Raw genomic sequence first — 18,269 nt, 5'->3', positions numbered from 1 at the left:
ACAGGGTGTTTGCCTATCCTTGATAAGGTCGCCTTACTTAGTGATCAAACAGGGCACAAACCCCTAAAAGATAACGATTATTATGACTAGTCACCCAGACCGCTGCAAACTGATTCAGGACAACTATTCACAGTTAAGCCCGTGGTTATCCGTTTTATTGCGCCGTTTGCCAAAACATCAAAAAAAGCCCGAAAAAACGCGTTTTTTCGGGCTAGTTGATTTATTCAATTACATTTCTATCAAATTAATAATATTTATCTGACTGATTACTTCCAGTAGGCATAGCGATAAAGGGCGTCTCGCAACAATGTGAAGTGAACCCCACCAACCTTGTTACTGATCAAGTGAGCAGCAGCAGTTTGATAAATCGGTGTGACCCCCTGTTGCTGAGCGACTAGCTTAGCCGCTTGCTGCATCGTCTGATATCGGGCCTTAGTTGACTGCTTATCGGCCGTAATCGTCGAGATTAATTGCTCATATTTCGCATTGTTAAACTTCCCAAAGTTGACAGAATTAGTTATCGAAGCCTTATTCAAGAAATCAACTGGATCTTGGAAATCACTCGACCACGACAACGTGGCAAAGTCAAAATCACCCTTGCTTAAAGTTGAAATCTCATTTGTCAGTGGTACTGACTTGACATTGACCGTGACACCACTAAGATTTTTCTCAATTGCAGCTTGAATATATTCTGCCACCGACTTATTAATATCATTATCGTTCGTCAATAATTGCAGTGTTAACTTTTGCTTTCCTAAGCTCGCCTGAGCCTTCTGCCAATACTGTTTAGCCTTTGCTGGACTGTATGGATACAAATTTCCGGTATCCGTATTAAAATCTTTCCCTGTTGTCGGGTTCTTGGTATTGCCAGCAGGAACTAATGACGTCGCCGCTACTGAGCCGTCTTTGAGAACGTTCTTAACCAATGACTGGCGATTCAAAGCGTAACTCACAGCACGCCGCAAGTCAGTATTCTGCAATGCTGAGCGCTTCTGGTTCCACAACATGAAGTAGAGTTGATTTAACTTCGTAACCTTCATCTGACTTTTTAGTGACCCTTGCTCAGCTGCCGATACTTGGGTGCCCGTAATCTGGGTGACTTGGACCTCATTGCTTTGGAAGAGGTTCTCGGCCGTACTGTTATTTTTGACCGTCTGCACCTTAATATTCTTGATTCGGACCTGTTTACGGTCATAATAATACGGGTTCTTCACATATTTCCACGTGTCATTCGTCCCATTCCAACTCTTCAAGACATAGGGACCATTAGAGAGCGTTCGCTGTGCCGATGTCCCATACTTATTCCCGTATTTCTCAGTAAATTGTTTGTTTAACGGATAGATCTCTGTGGCTAGCCGATAATTAAAATACGGCACGCGCTGTTGCAATGTAATTTGTAACTTATACTTACCCAACGCTTTAACGCCTAAGGTCTTCACCGCCTTCTTACCAGCCGTGATTGCTGTTGCATTCTTGATTTCAGCAACGTGTCCGACTTCCTGTGACTTGGTATTCGGATCGACCTGGCGTTGCACGGAATAAACAAAGTCAGCGGCCGTGACCTTTTTTCCATTCGACCACTTGGCATTGTGCCGCAAATTAAAGGTATAAGTCTTCCCATTATTAGTCGGTTTGACGACTTTCTTGGCAATTGCCGGCACGACTTTCCCCTTTTGATTAGTTGTATACAAGCCTTCCATAAACTGAGCAATAGCGGCCTGACTAGCGATATCGTCGGCCTTATTAGGATCAGCGGTCGCAATCGACTGGGTCGCCGTTACGTTCAACGTCTTCTGCTGACTACTCTGCTGGCTACCGCAGCCAGTTAAGAATAATCCTAGGGCTACAATACCAATACTGCTGATCCATATTCTTTTTTTCATGAATGATGACTCCTAACTTAACGATGATGTCGGTTACTGGCAACGATACTTCGATTGGCGCCGACAACAACACATCAACGGTAAGCCTCCGTTATCCGTGGTAAACCGGTAATTACCGGTTTTCACGACTACAATAACGTTTTGCAATCCTGCGTTCATCATCATGATTCCTCCCCTTAGATTAAAAACTAATTAAGATAAGATTAGCTTTTAAGTTTACATCTGTCAACTAAAAGTTTCGCTCAACATTCTAAGTCACCATGGTATTATGCCTTCACTATTCAGGCCGAAACCAGCTTGCTGCTTTTGAACCAAACGTATGGTACGCGAGCTTAAAACTAGACCGGCTATGGTGGGTTATCAAATCAAGAAGTCAAAAATCGGATAAACACTTGTCCCCCCAATCGGCAATAAAAAAATCGCTATTAGCCGATATAATGACTAATAACGATACTTGCTCATCAATGGCGAATCTGACCATTGCCATCAATGACATATTTATAAGATGTTAATTCCGCTAATCCCATCGGACCGCGAGCATGTAACTTCTGCGTTGAAATCCCGATTTCAGCGCCAAACCCAAATTCAAAGCCATCCGTAAACCGGGTGGAAGCATTGATATAAACACACGCTGCGTTGACCCGTTGCTGGAAGAGCTTCCCAGCTTGATAATTATCCGTCACAATAGCTTCGGAATGTTGGGTATTGTAACGATTGATGTGCGTAATGGCTGCTGCTTCTGAATCAACAACTTTCACTGCAATAATTAAATCATTATATTCCGTTCCCCAGTCCGCATCCGTTGCTGGAACCACATCAGGAACAATGGCTTGAGTTGCGGCATCCCCGCGTACTTCTACGCCTTGTTCACGAAGTGCCTGAATCATGCTAGGTAAATAATCGGCCGCAACCTCACGATGAATTAGAAGCTTTTCAGTGGCGTTGCAAACCGATGGTCGCTGAACTTTCCCATTGATCACGATATCGGTTGCCATTTGCAATTGCGCGTCTTTGTCCACATATACGTGACAATTACCGGCTCCCGTTTCAATAACGGGTACCGTTGCTTTAGCCAACACCGTTTGAATCAAACGGGCGCTCCCGCGTGGAATTAAGACGTCCACGTAATCAGTGAGCTGCATGAACTTAGCCGCAGTCGCATGCGACGTATCCGTAATCAGTTGAATCGCATTCTCATCGACCGCTTCGGCCCGTAATGCACCACGTAAGACTTGGACAAGTGCTTGATTAGAGTGAAGGGCTTCCTTACCACCACGTAAGATTACAGCGTTTCCGGTTTTAAAACACAGTGCTGATGCATCCACCGTCACATTGGGGCGCGCTTCAAAAATCATGCCGATAACACCTAGTGGTACCCGTTCCTTGGCAATCATCAACCCGGCCTCGTTGCGCCACGCGCGGTCCACATTTCCAATTGGATCTGGCAAACTCACGACCTGTTTGAGTCCGGTCGCCATATCCTGGATGCGGTCTGCTGTTAGCCGGAGCCGGTCAACAAACTTAACTGGTACTTGCGGGTTCTCTAAATCCTGCGCATTAGCTGCCAATATCTCATCTTGATGGCTCGTTAACGCCGTTGCCATTGCGGTCAACACTTGATTTTTTTGCGCCGTTGAAAGTAACCCCAGCGTATAGCTAGCTTGTTGAGCCTGCTGACCCAACTGTTCTAAATCTACCATTTTGATAACCTCCCCAACTTAACCGAATAGCGTTCCGACTGGTTCGCCTGCTAAAATTTGAAAAATAATTGTGGGATCCGCACCATTGGCTAAAATCATTTGACCATTCGCATCGATCATCCGTTCTGCCGCTTTTAGCTTAGTGACCATCCCACCAGTACCAAACCGACTGCCACTACCGCCAGCTAGCTTATAAGTATGTTGATCAACCTTCTCAATGTGCCCTAATAACTGGGCTCGGGCATCCGCATTGGGATTACCATCATAAAAGCCATCGATGTCGGATAGCATGATTAACAAATCCGCCCCGATATTCGTGGCCACGATTGCGGATAGTTGATCGTTATCACCGAACTTTGTTTCATGATCCAATTCATCGACCGCGACCGTATCATTTTCATTAACAATTGGGACCACGTTTTGTTTTAATAGCGCCTCAAATGTATTCAACACATTATGGTGACTCTTAGGATAAACAAAGATATCACGTGTTAATAACAACTGGCCAATTTTTTGTTCATAAATGGCGAAACGTTCTTTGTAAATCGAAATCAATTCAGTTTGCCCAATCGCCGCAATCGCCTGTTGTTCAGGAATTGCTTTTGGACGTTGCTTGAGTCCCATATAATTCAAGCCAACACCAATAGCCCCTGACGAAACCAAGACAACTTCACGCCCACGGTGTCGCATTGCGCTAATAACAAAGGCTAATTGATCGATTGCCCGTAAGTTGATCGATCCATCTGGATAAACTAGCGTGCTTGTCCCGACTTTAATCACGACTCGTTTAGCCTTTAGTTTTCGTATCACTTTCACTACTGCCACCAACTTCTCTAATTATTTTGTTTCACGTGAAACATCGGTCTGAACGTCCGTCTTCATATAATTAACGGCCTTGCGTAAATTAAAGTGAACGACACCGATATTAACTGCCAACACGATCAATAAAACCACAAATGCCAACAAAAACAGCACCTTATAAGACCAATTATCGATAATCACACCACCAAATAACGGCCCTAGCGAGCGCCCTAACGCACAAAAGGCTTGTACTAGTCCTTGGTAACGCCCCTTAGCACTAACTGGTGATAACTGACTCACTAGTGTTGGCATGGCTGGTGACCAAGTTGCTTCACCAATCGTCAATAAAATCATGGCAAAGATAAAGTGTGGGTAATCATGCGCAATCACAAGTGATAGAAATGATAAGCCCACGAATAGCATGCCGAAGAAAAATTGATTATATAAATTTTTAATCCGATTCCCCAGCAAACTTAAAATACTCTGAATAAGGACTAGTAAGCCCGCGTTGATTGTCCATAGAAAACTGTAATTCCGCAGCGGCATCCCCAAATTCGTCATGTAGACGGATAAATTGCTGACCCACTGTTCGTATAGCAACCAGATAATGAATAAACTAATAAAGAAGGTCCAGACAATGTGAAAATTGGCCCGTGGCAAGTGCACATCTTGTCCTTGGCGCGGATCAACCCCGGTCACGTTCGACGAATCCACATTGTATTCAAATAATGCAATAATCAAGAAAATCACGAAGAGGCTCGTGGTCATCGAGAATAGCAAGGCCATCCCCATGCTATACACGATACCAACCAGCATCGTGCCGAAGACAACTCCGAGATTGGCAGCGAGATACATCAACGTAAACGTTCGCCGCACTTTATCGCGGGGGACACTGGCAGCCAAAGCATTAAACATCGTATTTAGCCAGCCACTAGCAAACCCGGTCACGACTAACAACATCGGATACCACGGCCATCCATGAAAAAAGATCAGAGCAAAGTTCGCGAGGCCATTCAACGTGATTCCCATCAGTAACAGGTGATAAGGATTACCTCGATCAAATATACGCCCACCAATCGTACTTGCCAAAACGTTGGCAACTGAATTGAGCATCAGGACAATTCCAGTCTCCGTCAACGACTTACCTAACACATTGTGCATGTAGATCGTCGTTAACGGCCAAATGAAACTCATACCAATGTTATTCATAAACTGCCCGGCAATTAGCCACGGCGTTTTAATGAGTTGCTTTTGTGCCACGCCATCACCACCATTATTAAATCTGTCTACTTTTCATCATAGCAAAGTTTATTTAAAATAACAGGGACATTTATCTCACTAACTCATTATTATCACGGCCAAATTGGTGCATCAGCCCAACCAATTGGCGGAAAACAAGTAGCCTCGGCACGTGATAAACAAAAAATTCCTCTTAATTAGTTTAAGAGGAATTTGATAACAAATTTATTGATCGACTGCAATTAAGCTTGGGGATCCTGCGCATAAGAGACTGAGGAGAACTTATTAAATGGTTTCACAAATAATAGTTTGACCGTTCCCCGCGCCCCAGCACGGTTCTTTTCGATAATCACTTCAACTTCACCAACATCCTCAGAAGCATCTTCGTCCCGCGGATCGCCGCCATTAAAGTCACCACCGCCACCAAAATTACCGCCATCATCATCGTCGCCGCCTTCGCGATCATAATAATCTTCCCGGTATAGGAAGGCAACGATGTCAGCATCTTGTTCAATTGAACCCGATTCACGAATATCGGAAAGCACTGGCCGCTTATCTTGACGCTGTTCAACACCACGAGATAGCTGTGATAAGGCAATGACTGGAACACCTAGTTCCTTAGCCAGTTTCTTCATTTGCCGCGAAATTTCGGAAACTTCCTGTTGCCGACTTTCTGTGTTACTACCTTCGATCAGTTGCAAATAATCGACCACAATCAAGCCGAGGTTACCTTGCTCTTTCGCTAAGCGGCGACTTTTGGCCCGGATTTCTGACATCTTGATTCCGGGGGTATCGTCAATAAAAATACTAGCTTTAGACAAACTCCCCATGGCAACCACCAAGTGTTCCCACTCTTCTTCGTTCAGTTGCCCCGTCCGTAAATGCCCAGCGTCAATACTACCTTCTGCACACAGCATCCGGTTGACTAAGGATTCGGCACCCATTTCCAAACTGAAAATGGCCACTGTCGTATCCGTTTTAGTCGCCACATTTTGGGCAATATTCAGGACAAAGGCTGTCTTACCAACGGCTGGCCGGGCAGCCAAAATAATCAGATTATCCGGTTGTAAGCCGGCGGTCATTTTATCCAGCTCCGCAAAACCAGTCGGTAAACCGGTAATGTCATCATCATTTTGATACAAGCGGTCAATTTCTTCAATCGACGCGTTCAACACATCTGAAATCGACTTAAACCCACTCTGATTACGCTGTTCAGACACGTTCATAATGTCGCGTTCCGCGTCATCTAATAACGTGGTCACGTCATCATTTTCCGTATAGGCCTTTTGCGTAATCTCCGTGGCCGTCTTGATCAACCGCCGCACCGTCGCCTTTTGCGCCACAATCTTAGCATAGTAGCCAGCGTTAGCCGCAGTCGGTACGGACCCAGCTAATTCAGCAATGTAACTCATCCCACCAACATCATCCAATTGATTTTGGGCCGTTAATAAATCACTAACGGTCACCGCATCAATAGCCTCGTCACGGTCATTTAAAGTCACCATGCTGGCAAAAATGATCTGATGTGCGCGCCGATAGAAATCTTGCGCTTCGACAAACTCCATCGCTTCCACGAGGGCATCACTGTTTAAGAAAATAGCCCCCAAGACTGCCTTTTCAGCTTCAATATTTTGTGGTGGGGTTTGATCCAGCACATCGTTGTTCATTTGTGATCCGTCCTTTTACTTTTCGACAACGTGCACGCGAATTTTCGCCGTTACTTCTGGATGTAACTTAACAGGCACGTTTGTGTAACCTAATACCCGAATTGGTTCTGGTAATTCGATCTTACGTTTATCAAGCTTAACTTGGTATTGGTCAGCTAACGCCGTTGCAATTTGTTTGCTAGGAATTGACCCAAACAACCGACCATCAGTACCAGCTTTGGCCTTCAATTCAACAACCGTTTCATCAGCTTCCAAAACTGTCTTGACTTGCTTAGCTTCGGCTAATTCCTCAGCGGCACGTGCTGCTTCAGACTTCTGTTCAGCCTTCAACGTATTGATTGCCGCTTTAGTGGCTTCCTTGGCCAATCCCTTTTTAATTAAAAAGTTCTGTGCGTAACCATCCGGGACATTCTTGATTTGGCCCCGCTTGCCCTTACCACGGACATCATTCAAAAAAATAACTTGCATTTAGACTCACTCCTAATTAGATTCTGTGGTCGGCTCATCAGTTGCCGTTAACAAATCAATCAACGATTGTTTGACGGCTTCAACTGACTGCCCTTCAATCTGGGTTGCAGCATTCGATAAATGACCGCCACCACCCAATTTTTCCATATAAACTTGTACGTTGATCTCGCCAAGTGATCGTGCCGAAATTCCGACCCGTCCATCTTCACGACGTGTAATCACGAATGATGCGTCGACACCAGACATAGATAATAGTGAATCAGCAGCTTGAGCCGCCGTTACTGGGTCATAGACCTGATCATCTTCACCAACACATAATGCCATATCCTGGTTAACAAATTCAACGGTTTCAATCAGATGATTGCGTTGTAGATAACTATCAACGTTCTCCTTCATAAATTGTTGAACGAGTAACGAGTCCGCACCGGCTGATCGTAGATAACTAGCAGCATCAAACGTCCGCGATCCTGATCGTAATGAAAATGACTTCGTATCGATAACGATTCCGGTCAACATTGCGGTCGCCTCAATCTTATTGATTGGTTCGGCATCGTGCGATTGATATTCAAACATCTCGGTAATCAGCTCACAAGTCGACGAAGCATACGGTTCAATATAAACCAAAACTGGGTTTTCTGGAAATTCTTCGCCCCGTCGATGATGATCAATAATCATAACGCGATTTTCGAGCCGCTCATAAAGGGCCTGTGACATTGAAATACTTGGCTTAGAATGGTCAGCCATAATCAATAAACTTTGGTCAGTGGCCTTCTCAAGTGCTTCTTCCGGCGAGATAATCGCTGACTCGATGTTCTCATCAGACTTCAACTGGTCCAGTAAACGCTGAATGTCTGAATGCACATTTTGCTCATCCAAGACGATCCAACACTGTTTACCATTCATTTCAGCAATTCGGCGAATCCCGAGACAGGCCCCAACGGCATCCATATCTGGTTGGCGGTGCCCCTGAACAAAGATCTGGTCAGATTGATTCATTAACTCTTGTAACGTCTGACTGATCATCCGGGCCCGTACCCGCGTCCGTTTTTCCATCGGGTTGGTTTTACCACCGTAGAAACGAGCAGGTTCGTCCTCAGACTTCACCACAACTTGGTCACCACCCCGCCCCAAGGCAAGGTCCATGTTACTCTGCGCTAAATCGGCCAAATTGTTCATGTTCCGTTCACCATAAGCAATCCCAATACTCAATGTTAGTGGGAAATTTTGCTTAGAAGTCGACTCCCGAATTCGATCTAAAATGCGAAACTTATTCTCTTCAACACGTCGTAAACTACTAGCATAGCCCAACAAGAAGAAGTGATCATCATCCAAGCGCTTCAGGTACATCCCAAACATCTGGGTCCACTTAGACAATTCATTGGTCACGTAATTGTTCAGGTTGGAAATATCCGTATCAGTCATCGACTGGGTGATTTCATCGTAATTATCCAAAAAGATTTGTCCAATCACGAGTTTTTCATCTTCGAATTGATCCGTCAGCTCAGCATACTTGGTCACATCCATCATATAGACCGTATTAGTGCTCTGCTGGACACGTACATCAAACTGGTAGTCTTGCCAACGAATCGTCGCGGGCTCGTCCAGATGAGCGTTCAGCGTCGCTGCCAGTGTTGGCTCAATATCTTCCAAGCGGTATCCTAAGACGTCCTTATCACCGAAATAGCGCTGAAGATAAGGATTGATCCATTCGATGGTCTGGTCGGAATTAAAAATCATTACTCCGATAGGCATCTGAATCAGTGCCTCTTGTTCGCCGCGCTTAATACGATACGACAAGTCTGAGATATATTCATTTGCACTCGAACTGAGCTCAATCAACGTATTATAAGATATCACCACAGCCATCACAATCAAGATGAGGACAACGGTCCCAAAAATCCAGTTCATTAAATAACCAGTGACGAGCATAATTAACGACAAGCTAAAAATAACCAACGCTAAGAGTCGTAACTGCTGATTTTGTAGGAAAAATGGAATTTTTTCACGCGAAAAGATCTTTTTCATATTAAAAATCCCTCAAGCCTTCTCAGTAATGACTATATTTTATCACAAACCACCGTCCGCTTCAGCGTTTCGTGTCAATCACCGTAAACGCTTCATTGAACGGCCACCACCCTATCTAGTCAAGTTAAGGGTAAATAAAAACCACAGAGCCGAAGTCTGTGGTTTTTGAATGACTAAAAATTAGTCTTCAGATACAAAGGCTAATAAGCCCATGATCCGTGCACGCTTGATGGCGATAGTTAAAGAACGTTGGTTCTTAGCACTAGTCCCCGTTACACGACGTGGCAAAATCTTCCCACGTTCTGAAATAAAGCGACGTAATAAGTCAGTATCTTTATAATCGATGTATTCGATATGGTTTGCGGCGATGAAGTCGACTTTACGACGACGACGGCCACCTCTTCTTTGTTGTGCCATTGATATTTCCCTCCTCGTTATCTGTCTAAGCAATTAGACTAGAATGGTAAATCATCATCCGAGATATCAATTTGATCGCCATTATTAGCGAATGGGTCAGCCTGATTATTGTTGTTAGCACTGCTTGATGGTGCCGCACTGCTAGCATTACCAGTATTACCATTACCAAATGGGTTATTGTTATTCGCTGATGATTGTTGAGGAGCCGCATTTTGGCCTTGATTACTATACCCATTATTATTGTTGTTGTAATTGTTATTACCACTACCACCATTGGCAGACTGATGACGTTCAGACTCTGCCCGTGATTCTAATAATGAGAAGTTTTCAACGACAACTTCTGTAACGTAAACACGTACCCCTTGTTGGTTTTCGTAGTTCCGGGTTTGAATCCGGCCATCGATACCAACAAGTGAACCTTTATGAGTAAAGTTCGCAAAATTTTCAGCAGCTTTACGCCAAATGACGCAACTAATGAAATCTGCTTCACGTTCCCCATTTTGATTCGTGAATTGACGGTTTACGGCAATAGTGAACGTCGCGACGGCGGCACCACCATTCGTGTAACGTAATTCCGGATCTCTTGTCAGTCGGCCAACAAGAATTGTACGGTTAATCATGCAGAAGCGCTCCTCTCTTAAAATTAATTTTGTCTATTAGTCTTCGCGTTTAACGATCATGTGACGTAAAATGTCATCATTGATCTTTGAAAGACGGTCGAATTCGTTTAAAGCAGCATCGTCAGTTGCTGTTAAGTTAACGATATGGTAAGTACCTTCGTTAAAGCCACCGATTTCGTATGCGAAACGACGCTTTGACCAGTCTTTTGAATCAATTACTTGCGCACCGTTATCAGTTAAGATTTTGTCGAAACGATCAACTAAGGCTGTCTTGGCAGCATCGTCGATGTCGGGACGTACGATGTAAGTAATTTCATATTTCTTTGATTCACTCATGAAATTTGCACCTCCTTATGGACTTCAGGCCCTTCTTTTTGAAGAGCAAGGAAAGTAATCTAGCTAATGCTAGATACTCACGAATTTAAAGTATAGCATCTAAATCAGTTTGTTGCAAGGGTTGAAGCGGCCGACTGTTACAAAAAGATCCTGAATCCGTTACACCAATCAATTACGTCAATTGAGCGATATTTCATTTTATTTCCCGGGAAATATTTCTTTTTTCTGAAATCCTCCCCTTCGCTTACATTTCCCCACACCCACACAGCATTAATTTAAACCAAGTCGACGTCAGAATAACACGCACTGCTGTAATCCTCTCAATCGCACAAGCCAGTTTTGACCGCGTAAATCTAAAATTGCTTACTTCATGTTGTCCTCTCCCAATTTATCGGCATTTCTGCCAATCACTGGAAGATGGCAGGACTAAGTGATGAGCCTCCAGCAGTCAAATTATTCTTCGCAGGAAGATTGTTTCTACCGGTTCAAAACAAGACTTTGGAGGCCAGAATAGGACCGATGACCGGTAAATCACACACGACCCGGTGCCATAATAATTCTTGACTCACATAAAAAACAAGCGTGGTCGACAATCTTGTCGACCACGCTTGTTTTATCAATTTATTCGTTTGAATCGTTTGAATCAGTTGTTGGTTCTGTCGTAGTGGCATCGGCGTTGACGGTTTGATCGTCAACTGGTGCCTCAGTCGTTGCATCCGTTGCGACAGTCTCATCAACTTCTGGCTCTGTATCAACCTTGGCCATCGTTGCGACTTGACCATCATCGCCTAACCGCATGAGACGAACACCTAAGGTTGCCCGACCAGTCTGAGAAACGGTTGCGATATTGAAGCGAATCATGACCCCTTGGTTCGTCATTACCATGATATCTTCTTGACCATCAACCGTCGTCAAACCAGCTAAATGACCATTCTTCTCAGTCACGTTAGCGGTCTTGATTCCTTTGCCACCACGCCCCTTAATTGGGTAATCGGCAGCTGGCGTTTGTTTCCCATAACCCTTTTCCGTGATGATGAAGACGTTGCTGTCGGGCTTCAAAACGTCAAAGCCAATCACAAAGTCATCATCGCGTAAGCGAATCCCGCGAACCCCAGAAGCCGTCCGGCCCATGGACCGCACTGTGGTTTCGTCGAAACTGACGGCATAACCGTCGTGCGTCCCGATGATTACATTTTGGTGACCATCCGTGATTGTAACCCCGATTAATTCATCATCATCCTTAAGCGTAATGGCCTTCAAACCATTGCTACGGATATTGGCAAATTCTTGAACTGGTGTCCGTTTGACAACCCCTTTAACGGTTGTAAAGAACAGGTAGTTATCAGAAGCGCTCGCATCGCCCGTGACATTAACGACCGCCTGAATTTTTTCACCAGAATTGACTCCCAGTAAATTGATGACCGGGATTCCTTTGGCCGTACGACCGTATTCAGGAATCTCGTAAGCCTTCATCCGGTAAACTTTACCCGCATTAGTGAAAAAGAGTAGGACATCATGGGTCGACGTCGTCAGGAGATGTTCAATAAAGTCATCATCATGGACGTCCATCCCTTGAATCCCACGACCACCACGGTGTTGCGACTTAAATTCAGTCGTTGGTAACCGTTTGATGTAGCCATTGTGAGTTAAGGTAACAGCCACTTCTTCTTCTTCGATCAAGTCTTCATCTTCAATACTGAGGACTTCACCGACCATCAATTCGGTCCGACGCTTATCACCAAACTTACGTTGAATTTCCATTAATTCTTCGTAAATAATTTGGTTGATACGATCCTTGCTAGCTAAGATTTCTTTGTAGTCAGCAATGGCTTTCAATAAGTCCTGGTATTCACTCTCGATCTTTTCACGTTCCAAACCAGTTAACCGGACTAACCGCATATCAAGAATGGCTTGTGCCTGCTTATCAGACAAGCCGTAATTATCCATCAATTGGTTCTTCGCAATTTCACTCGTTTGTGATTGACGAATAATCGCAATGATTTCATCAATGTGATCAAGGGCAATCCGTAAGCCTTCAAGAATATGGGCCCGTGCTTGGGCTTTCTTCAAGTCAAACTCAGTCCGACGCCGAATCACGTCTTCCTGGTGTTCCAGGTAATAGATTAAGATTTGCTTTAAGCTTAAGACTTTTGGAGCACCCTTAACGATGGCTAACATGTTAAAGCCAAAGTTAGTCTGCATCAATGTCATCTTGTAAAGGTTATTCAAGATAACCGAGGCGCTGGCATCCCGCCGAACATCAATGACGATCCGCATCCCTTCACGGTCACTTTCATCATTGATATCAGTGATACCTTCAATTTCCTTGTCTCGAGCTAAACCAGCAATCCGTTCGATCAATTTAGCTTTATTGACCATATATGGTAATTCGGTCACGATAATTCGTTGCTTACCATTCTTTTGGTCTTGAATATCGACCTTCGCACGAACAATAATGTTCCCACGACCAGTCTGGTAAGCCTTACGAATACCGGACTTTCCCATTACGATCCCGCCAGTTGGAAAATCTGGTCCAGGTAAGACTTCCATCAAGTCAGCAACTGTTGCATCAGGATTATCCATCAACAGGTGGATTGCTGAAATGACTTCCGCTAAGTTATGTGGCGGAATGTTTGTTGTCATCCCAACAGCAATCCCAGTGGCACCGTTAACGAGTAAGTTCGGGAAACGTGCTGGTAAGACTGCTGGTTCCCGTTCTGTATCATCATAGTTTGGTTGCCAATCAACGGTATCCTTGTTAATATCGCGGAGCATTTCAACCGCAATCTTACTCATCCGGGCTTCGGTATACCGCATCGCGGCAGCCCCGTCACCATCGACAGAACCGAAGTTCCCGTGACCATCCACTAACATGTAGCGATAGCTAAAGTCTTGGGCCATCCGCACCATTGACTCATAAATTGCGGAGTCACCATGGGGATGATACTTCCCCATAACATCCCCAACAATCCGGGCCGACTTCTTATACGGCTTATCCGGCGTCACACCTAATTCACTCATACCGTAAAGAATCCGCCGGTGCACTGGCTTTAACCCATCACGTACGTCCGGCAGTGCCCGTGCCACGATAACACTCATGGCATAGCTTAAGAATGACGTTCGCATGGTCTTCGAAAGGTTCACATCCGAAATACGATTGTTCGATAAATCTGAATCAGCCAAAATATTCGTCCTCCTTCATCCGTTTTGCCGCTATTAAAGCTTGATTAAGCTTTACATGTCTCAAGTAAAAGTCGCCATTAAGACAACCGTCGTGCCATTACGACCCTAAGTCTGATTAACAGCTTGCGCCTCAGTTCTTAGGTCAAAATGACTAAACTGACACACTAAACATCCAGATCCTGGACGAACTTGGCATTATCTTCAATAAATTCTCGCCGTGGTTTGACTTGGTCCCCCATCAACATCGAGAAGACCCCATCGGCATCCGCAGCGTCTTCATCACGAACCCGTAATAGGCGCCGCTTGTCTGGATCCATGGTCGTTTCCCATAATTGTTCCGCGTCCATTTCACCAAGCCCCTTGTACCGTTGAACAACTGGTTTCGGTGATGGTGCCAATTGCCCCATGACCTCACTCAATTCTTCATCTGAATCAATATACTTCACAAATTTACCTTGCCGGACTTGGTACAACGGTGGTTGAGCGATGTACACAAAGCCAGCGTCAACTAATGGCCGCATGTACCGGTAAAACAACGTCAATAACAAGGTCCGAATATGGGCCCCATCGACATCGGCATCAGTCATGATAATTAATTTGTGATAATTGGCTTTGCTCAAGTCGAAGTCACCACCGAAGCCAGTTCCCATTGCCGTAAACAATGACCGGATTTCTTCATTGGCTAAAATCTTATCAATGCTGGCCTTTTCAACGTTCAAAATTTTACCCCGAATCGGTAAAATCGCTTGCGTCAACCGGGAACGTCCCTGCTTAGCCGACCCACCGGCAGAATCCCCTTCGACAATGAACAACTCACTAATTTCAGGGTCTTTACTACTGTTGTCCGCCAACTTACCTGGTAAATTACTAATTTCCAAGCCACTCTTTTTTCGCGTAACTTCCCGCGCACGCTTAGCAGCGACCCGGGCCTTGGAAGCAAGTAACCCTTTATCGACCACTTTACGGGCAACACTTGGGTTTTCCATCAAGTACTTGCTAAAGTGTTCTGAGAATAACCGGTCAACTGCTGCCCGAGCATCGGAATTACCAAGTTTCGTCTTCGTTTGACCTTCAAATTGAGGATCCGGATGCTTGACGCTGACAACAGCTGTCATCCCTTCACGAACATCTTCGCCAGATAGGTTCGCATCGCTTTCCTTCAACAAGTTATTCTTACGAGCATAGTCGTTGATGACCCGCGTCAAAGCACGTTTGAAACCTTCTTCATGCGTCCCACCTTCGTACGTATGAATATTGTTGGTGAAGGTCATCAAATTACTGTGGTAGTCGTCAGTATATTGCAACGCAACTTCTACCGTAATCCCATTCTGTTCCCCTTCCACATAAATCGGTTCTGGAAATAGAACGGTCTTATTCTTATCTAGATATTCAACATAGTGACGAATCCCACCTTCGTAGAGAAAGTCATCTTCAGTGGGTTCATCAGGGCGATTATCCCGAATCGTGATCCGTAATCCCTTATTTAAGAAAGCGAGTTCGCGAATCCGAGTCGTCAAAATATTAATGTCATAGGTGGTCGTTTCCCGGAAAATATCAGGATCCGGAACAAAATGAACCGCCGTACCATGAGCATCATCAGGCGCATCACCAATGATCTTCATCGGTGTTTTAACCTTTCCACGTTCAAAGTCCATGTAATAAACATGACCATTCCGAGTTACTTTGACGTCCAGGGTCGATGATAAGGCGTTAACAACGGAAGCCCCGACCCCGTGAAGACCACCAGAGACTTTATAACCGCCACCACCGAATTTACCACCGGCATGTAAAATCGTATAAACCGTTTCAAGCGCTGGTTTACCCGTTTTTTCTTGAATATCAACAGGAATCCCACGACCGTTATCAGTAACCGTAATACTATTATCCTTTTCAACGGTCACGTGGATCACGTTTGCAAACCCTGCTAGGGCTTCATCAATTCCGTTATCAACAATTTCCCAAACTAAGTGGTGGAGTCCTTGGCTACTCGTCGTACCGATATACATTCCGGGACGTTTCCGGACAGCTTCTAAACCTTCCAAAACTTGAATTTGACTAGCATCATATTCGCGAGCCTGTTCAAGTTTGGTTTCTTTTTCGTTTTCGGTCAATGCGGTTCCTCCTCATGTAAAGTGCCATGGCTAACTTCAAATACTTTTGGCGCATTAATTAATTTGCGGGCCACCCCGTCAAGACTTGGCGTGGTTAAAAAGGTCTGCACTTTATCTTGGATCGCTGTCAGCAGATGAGTCTGCCGTGCAGCGTCTAATTCTGATAAGACATCGTCTAATAATAAGACCGGGTACTCGCCCGTCTCAGCTTTCATCAGATCAATTTCAGCAAGCTTAACGGACAAAGCAGTTGTACGTTGTTGGCCTTGGGAGCCAAAAGTCTGCACATTTTTGCCGTTAACACCAAATTGTAAATCATCGCGATGAGGACCTAATAAAGTCGTTCCTTGAAAAATTTCTTTGGCTTGTTGTTGCTGATATAAGGCCTGTAGCGTTTGATAAATGTGATCGACCGACGTCTGGTCGGCAGTTGGCACTTGAGTGACATAGTGAAACGTTAATTGTTCCTGTTCTTGCGTAATCTCGCTGTGAACAGCTTGCGCCCATTTCTCAAGTTGCTGCAACAGTTGTAGTCGTTTATGGATGATTTCCGCACCAAATGCAGCCAATTGATCCGACAAGACACCCAAATAAACCTTATCCTTGGCCTGCTGCCGATTTAATTGCCGTAAGTATTGATTACGTTGTTTTAAAATCGTGCGATACTGACTTAGGTTATAGAGGTATTTAGGGCTCATCTGACCAAATTCCATATCCATAAACCGACGGCGAACCGCGGGTGCCCCTTTAACGATGGATAAATCTTCAGGTGCAAACACGATCACGTTCAAATTTCCGACGTACTGGGATAATTTGGCTTGCTCAAGATGATTGACTTTCGCTCGCTTGCCCCGCCGCCCCAATTCAAGTTCCAGGGGGACAGCACCGGTACTTTTATGTAACCGGCCTTGCAACGTTGCCGTGGTGGTTTGCCACCGAATTAATTCCTTATCGTTAGCGGTGCGGTGACTACGCGTTAACGCCAACACATAAATGGCTTCCAACAGGTTCGTCTTTCCCTGCGCATTTTCACCTAATAGAACATTAACGCCCTGACTAAAATTAATGGTCAAATCCGCGTAGTTCCGAAAATCATGCAAGACTAAGTTTTCTAAGTACATCTAATCAGTCGTTTCTTGATTTGAGCGAATAAAAAATGACCCGTTGTCTTCAACTTCAATCGTATCGCCTGGATAAAGTTTCCGACCCCGCCGATCATCTGGTTCACCATTAACTAACACGGTTGTTTCTTTTAAGAACCACTTCGCCTGACCACCCGATCCAATGATGGCCGTTTCTTTTAAGAGTTGCCCCAACGTCATATATGGGGTTTTAATATCTATTGGCTGTTTCACAATGTCACCTGCCTATCTGATTACAAGCTATTAAACGACTGTCTGGCGTGCTACACACACTCCTAACAGGTTATATTATACTTGTTTTTTGATGAAAATTCAATTTATAACCGCACTCAGAGCCATTTTAAGACGATTTAGGGCTTTTTAATATCGGGATACTAGCCTAGGGGTAAATTTGCTGAAATTCCCTAATTTTGCGGATTTTAATAAAATATCTTGTTTTTTACCTATAAAAATTGGCTAAAGCCAGCATTCATTATCTGAAAGCGAGCGTTTGTAGCGAACGAGTGCAAGGACTGGGGTTCATCAGATGGTGGGATTTTAGTGGGGCAACATCGATAGTTAGCGTGACAATTCACCAGCAGCTAATATAATATGCATAAGTTAAAACTTCAAAAGTTACATCATCGCTATTGCCTATTCATTGCCCCATCTTTAGCTAGTTTTAGCCGTCATAAAAG

At 44.5% G+C, this 18,269-nt stretch carries 15 protein-coding genes; all 15 read right to left on the bottom strand.

Features of this window, described 5'->3' with window-relative positions; all coding sequences use genetic code 11:
- Positions 1–266 precede the first annotated feature (266 nt).
- The 15 genes from MMY95_RS10265 to yaaA all read right to left on the bottom strand — a co-directional run bounded on the left by MMY95_RS10265 (position 267) and on the right by yaaA (position 17,805).
- Positions 267–1,883 carry a peptide ABC transporter substrate-binding protein gene (locus MMY95_RS10265; RefSeq protein WP_104795456.1) on the bottom strand — a complete coding sequence of 539 codons (1,617 nt, stop codon included), beginning with the start codon at positions 1,881–1,883 and terminating at the stop codon, positions 267–269.
- Positions 1,884–1,916: 33 nt separating this feature from the next.
- A complete protein-coding gene (locus tag MMY95_RS15970) occupies positions 1,917–2,045 on the bottom strand; it encodes a hypothetical protein (RefSeq protein WP_016526821.1) in 129 nt (42 codons plus the stop codon).
- Positions 2,046–2,344: 299 nt separating this feature from the next.
- Positions 2,345–3,583 carry a glutamate-5-semialdehyde dehydrogenase gene (locus tag MMY95_RS10260; RefSeq protein WP_012778280.1) on the bottom strand — a complete coding sequence of 413 codons (1,239 nt, stop codon included), beginning with the start codon at positions 3,581–3,583 and terminating at the stop codon, positions 2,345–2,347.
- Between the two features lie 18 nt (positions 3,584–3,601).
- Positions 3,602–4,399, bottom strand: a complete 798-nt coding sequence (proB, locus tag MMY95_RS10255) for a glutamate 5-kinase (RefSeq protein WP_003643611.1) — start codon at positions 4,397–4,399, stop codon at positions 3,602–3,604.
- Positions 4,400–4,420: 21 nt separating this feature from the next.
- Complete coding sequence (locus MMY95_RS10250) at positions 4,421–5,644, bottom strand: MFS transporter (protein ID WP_003641639.1); 1,224 nt, start codon at positions 5,642–5,644, stop codon at positions 4,421–4,423.
- Between the two features lie 221 nt (positions 5,645–5,865).
- The gene (gene dnaB, locus MMY95_RS10245; RefSeq protein WP_003641638.1) at positions 5,866–7,290 is read right to left on the bottom strand and encodes a replicative DNA helicase; all 1,425 of its coding nucleotides are present in this window, start codon (positions 7,288–7,290) and stop codon (positions 5,866–5,868) included.
- 15 nt (positions 7,291–7,305) lie between these two features.
- Positions 7,306–7,758: a 50S ribosomal protein L9 gene (gene rplI / locus MMY95_RS10240; protein ID WP_003641637.1), complete on the bottom strand. Its 453-nt coding sequence runs from the start codon at positions 7,756–7,758 to the stop codon at positions 7,306–7,308.
- A gap of 12 nt (positions 7,759–7,770) precedes the next feature.
- Positions 7,771–9,783: a DHH family phosphoesterase gene (locus MMY95_RS10235; protein ID WP_003643610.1), complete on the bottom strand. Its 2,013-nt coding sequence runs from the start codon at positions 9,781–9,783 to the stop codon at positions 7,771–7,773.
- A 180-nt stretch (positions 9,784–9,963) separates the two neighbouring features.
- Positions 9,964–10,200 (bottom strand): 30S ribosomal protein S18, encoded by a 237-nt coding sequence (gene rpsR / locus MMY95_RS10230; RefSeq protein WP_003641635.1) that lies wholly within the window; start codon positions 10,198–10,200, stop codon positions 9,964–9,966.
- A 38-nt stretch (positions 10,201–10,238) separates the two neighbouring features.
- Complete coding sequence (ssb, locus tag MMY95_RS10225; protein WP_003646183.1) at positions 10,239–10,820, bottom strand: single-stranded DNA-binding protein; 582 nt, start codon at positions 10,818–10,820, stop codon at positions 10,239–10,241.
- Positions 10,821–10,856: 36 nt separating this feature from the next.
- Positions 10,857–11,156: a 30S ribosomal protein S6 gene (gene rpsF / locus MMY95_RS10220; protein ID WP_003637271.1), complete on the bottom strand. Its 300-nt coding sequence runs from the start codon at positions 11,154–11,156 to the stop codon at positions 10,857–10,859.
- Between the two features lie 621 nt (positions 11,157–11,777).
- Positions 11,778–14,339, bottom strand: coding sequence for a DNA gyrase subunit A (gene gyrA, locus MMY95_RS10215; protein ID WP_277602003.1), 2,562 nt, complete (start codon positions 14,337–14,339; stop codon positions 11,778–11,780).
- 164 nt (positions 14,340–14,503) lie between these two features.
- Positions 14,504–16,450, bottom strand: a complete 1,947-nt coding sequence (gyrB, locus tag MMY95_RS10210) for a DNA topoisomerase (ATP-hydrolyzing) subunit B (protein ID WP_003641632.1) — start codon at positions 16,448–16,450, stop codon at positions 14,504–14,506.
- The gene (gene recF / locus MMY95_RS10205; protein WP_003641631.1) at positions 16,447–17,571 is read right to left on the bottom strand and encodes a DNA replication/repair protein RecF; all 1,125 of its coding nucleotides are present in this window, start codon (positions 17,569–17,571) and stop codon (positions 16,447–16,449) included. The genes gyrB and recF overlap by 4 nt, the downstream gene beginning before the upstream one ends.
- Positions 17,572–17,805: a S4 domain-containing protein YaaA gene (gene yaaA, locus MMY95_RS10200; protein WP_003641630.1), complete on the bottom strand. Its 234-nt coding sequence runs from the start codon at positions 17,803–17,805 to the stop codon at positions 17,572–17,574. It abuts the gene before it with no gap.
- Between the last annotated feature and the right edge of the window lie 464 nt (positions 17,806–18,269).

Origin of the sequence: Lactiplantibacillus sp. ME-2, from assembly GCF_022549155.1 — a bacterium.
GTDB classification, from domain to species: Bacteria; Bacillota; Bacilli; order Lactobacillales; family Lactobacillaceae; genus Lactiplantibacillus; species Lactiplantibacillus plantarum.
Note: the sequence above shows the minus strand (reverse complement) of the source record. Positions and strands in the feature narration are given on the sequence as shown.

Bases quoted from the DNA above. Each gene is read 5' to 3' on its own strand.
- rpsF (WP_003637271.1), bottom strand. From the start codon at position 11,156: ATGAGTGAATCAAAGAAATATGAAATTACTTACATCGTACGTCCCGAC.
- recF (WP_003641631.1), bottom strand. From the start codon at position 17,571: ATGTACTTAGAAAACTTAGTCTTGCATGATTTTCGGAACTACGCGGAT.
- ssb (WP_003646183.1), bottom strand. From the start codon at position 10,820: ATGATTAACCGTACAATTCTTGTTGGCCGACTGACAAGAGATCCGGAA.
- MMY95_RS10265 (WP_104795456.1), bottom strand. From the start codon at position 1,883: ATGAAAAAAAGAATATGGATCAGCAGTATTGGTATTGTAGCCCTAGGA.
- MMY95_RS10260 (WP_012778280.1), bottom strand. From the start codon at position 3,583: ATGGTAGATTTAGAACAGTTGGGTCAGCAGGCTCAACAAGCTAGCTAT.
- rpsR (WP_003641635.1), bottom strand. From the start codon at position 10,200: ATGGCACAACAAAGAAGAGGTGGCCGTCGTCGTCGTAAAGTCGACTTC.
- rplI (WP_003641637.1), bottom strand. From the start codon at position 7,758: ATGCAAGTTATTTTTTTGAATGATGTCCGTGGTAAGGGCAAGCGGGGC.
- MMY95_RS15970 (WP_016526821.1), bottom strand. From the start codon at position 2,045: ATGATGAACGCAGGATTGCAAAACGTTATTGTAGTCGTGAAAACCGGT.
- MMY95_RS10235 (WP_003643610.1), bottom strand. From the start codon at position 9,783: ATGAAAAAGATCTTTTCGCGTGAAAAAATTCCATTTTTCCTACAAAAT.
- dnaB (WP_003641638.1), bottom strand. From the start codon at position 7,290: ATGAACAACGATGTGCTGGATCAAACCCCACCACAAAATATTGAAGCT.